Genomic DNA, 2,317 nt, shown 5'->3' with positions numbered 1-2,317 from the left:
ATTATTCATATAAATTCCTTAAATAGTGGATATATTTTAGCATCTAAGCCTAACCTTTCTAAAATAGCCAATATTAAAAATGGTAAAATAAGTGCAGCAGAGTATCGAAATCTATTAAAGAAAAAGGATTGATTTTTATGTTTAAAAACTTGAAAAATTCATCTATGGTTTCTTATTTAAATTCTTTAGAAACTATAGCATCAACAATTCATAAGGAGAAAAATACTGAAAAAGTTGTATTTTTTATCCTCTTAAATTTAATTGAAAAATTAAATCTAGGTTATTCTGAAGGATACTTTTTTAAATATGACAGATGGAACAGAAATTTAAAACATCTTAACTCATATTTTGATCTGAAAAAATTAAAAAAAGATGAAGTGGAGTTTATCTCAACTAATCTTGAAAAGGAGATCAATTTTTACGGTACTCCCATAGAAAAAATGTTGAAAAGTATCGGGATACAAACAAATCTAACTAGACTAGATTCCCATGAAAATTATGGACTACTGAATAGATTTAAGAGCTTTACTATTATTCCTATAAATTATGAAAATACATACTATGGATGTTTTGTTTTAGATAGACAAAATAAGAAATCCTATGAACTTAATGTTCAAGAAATGCATATTTTAGAGCTATTTAAATATAATTTTTCACTCTATATGCATTCTAGAGAATTAGAAGATTTTGAAGCTGAAGATATTAGGTTGAAAACTGTAGGTTCATTTGCAAATTCTATCATTCATGAGCTTAGAACTCCTATTTCATCTATTGTTGGGTTTGCATCCCTAGCTAAAAAGAAACTAAACGATCCAAAAAAAATTGAACTTTATTTAGATTATATTCTCAAAGAATCTGAAAAAGTTATCAAACTTTGTGAGGATATTGGTGAATATTCCAGTGAAGATGAAAATATTAAAAATAAATCAACTACTTTTTACCTTTCCTATCTTATTAGGGAAGTACTTCAAAAACTAAACGTTCATTTAAAAAAATCTAAAATCAAAACTTATATGATTATAGAAAATGATATTGAAATTACATTTAACAGAGAAAAAGTCGTTACAGCCTTTTACCACCTGTTTAAAAATTCCATTGAAAATTGTGATTATAATAAAAATGAACGTTTTATCACTATCAACCTTTCATCAAACCAAAAAAATAAAATAACTATAAAAGATAATGGAATTGGTATACAAAAATATAGGATAGAAGAGGTTACCATTCCTTTTTATTCCTCTAAAATTTATGGAACGGGTTTAGGACTTACTATAGCCAAAGAAGTCTTTACTAAATTAGGATTTAAATTTTCCATAAAATCAGATTATTCAAAATGGACAAAAATAATATTAAAAGAGGAGTAATTTTATGAATATAGTTTTAATGGAACCAGAAATACCATACAACACAGGAAATATAGGTAGAAGTTGTGTCCTTACAAATACCGCATTACACCTTATCAAGCCTCTTGGATTTTCATTGGATGAAAAACAAGTTAAAAGAGCTGGATTAGATTACTGGAAACATATAGACCTACATGAATGGGATAGTTTAGATGAATTGATTGCAGCTTATCCTGAGTCTAAGTTTTATTTTGCTACAACTAAAACTACTCAAAGATATTCAGATGTTACATATAAAGAAAACGACTTTATCGTCTTCGGTCCTGAATCTAGAGGAGTTCCAGTTGAAATCTTGGAAAAAAACAAAGAAACTTGTATTACTATTCCCATGATTAAAATGGGAAGATCGCTAAATCTTTCAAATTCAGCAGCTATTGTTCTATACGAATCTTTAAGGCAGACTGATTTTAACTTCGGAGAATAATATGAAACGAATCTATATCTATATATTAATTTTTCTTATATTTATAGGGATAATAGGAGTGATTTCTTTTTTTCCCTTAGATTATTATGGAGAAATAAATAAAATATCTAAAAAATATAAGGTAGAGAGAGAGACCATCTATTCAATAATTAAAATTGAGAGTGACTTCAGAGAAGGTGTAGTTTCCCATAAGGGAGCTGTTGGTCTTATGCAAATCATGCCTCCCACTGGAGAATGGATGGCCAAATCTCATGATCTTCCTTATTCTGAAAAAATGTTATTAGATCCTGTGTATAACATTAAAATTGGTACCCTTTACCTTCATTACCTTATGAATAGGTATGACGGTGATATTGAAAAAGTTTTAGTAGCTTATAACGCAGGTCCTTCTAGATTAAAAGATGGGTCTTGGAAGACATTCAAAGAAACAAAAAACTACCTTATTAAATATAAAATATCGAATTTTTTTTATAGAGCAAGGTTACTTTTT

General features: G+C 27.8%; 3 protein-coding genes. All 3 read left to right on the top strand.

The window, feature by feature from the left end; translation table 11 throughout:
• The first annotated feature begins 137 nt into the window (after positions 1–137).
• Positions 138–1,364, top strand: coding sequence for a sensor histidine kinase (locus WBG30_RS09235; protein WP_424504365.1), 1,227 nt, complete (start codon positions 138–140; stop codon positions 1,362–1,364).
• Between the two features lie 4 nt (positions 1,365–1,368).
• The gene (locus WBG30_RS09230; RefSeq protein ID WP_424504364.1) at positions 1,369–1,827 is read left to right on the top strand and encodes a tRNA (cytidine(34)-2'-O)-methyltransferase; all 459 of its coding nucleotides are present in this window, start codon (positions 1,369–1,371) and stop codon (positions 1,825–1,827) included.
• Between the two features lies 1 nt (position 1,828).
• On the top strand, positions 1,829–2,317 hold a 489-nt coding region (locus WBG30_RS09225), incomplete at its 3' end, for a lytic transglycosylase domain-containing protein (RefSeq protein WP_424504363.1).

It is taken from the genome of Psychrilyobacter sp. (assembly GCF_049671765.1).
Lineage (GTDB): Bacteria > Fusobacteriota > Fusobacteriia > Fusobacteriales > Fusobacteriaceae > Psychrilyobacter.
Note: the sequence above shows the minus strand (reverse complement) of the source record. Positions and strands in the feature narration are given on the sequence as shown.

Coding starts and splice junctions, on each gene's coding strand:
- WBG30_RS09235 (WP_424504365.1), top strand. CDS start 138: ATGTTTAAAAACTTGAAAAATTCATCTATGGTTTCTTATTTAAATTCT.
- WBG30_RS09230 (WP_424504364.1), top strand. CDS start 1,369: ATGAATATAGTTTTAATGGAACCAGAAATACCATACAACACAGGAAAT.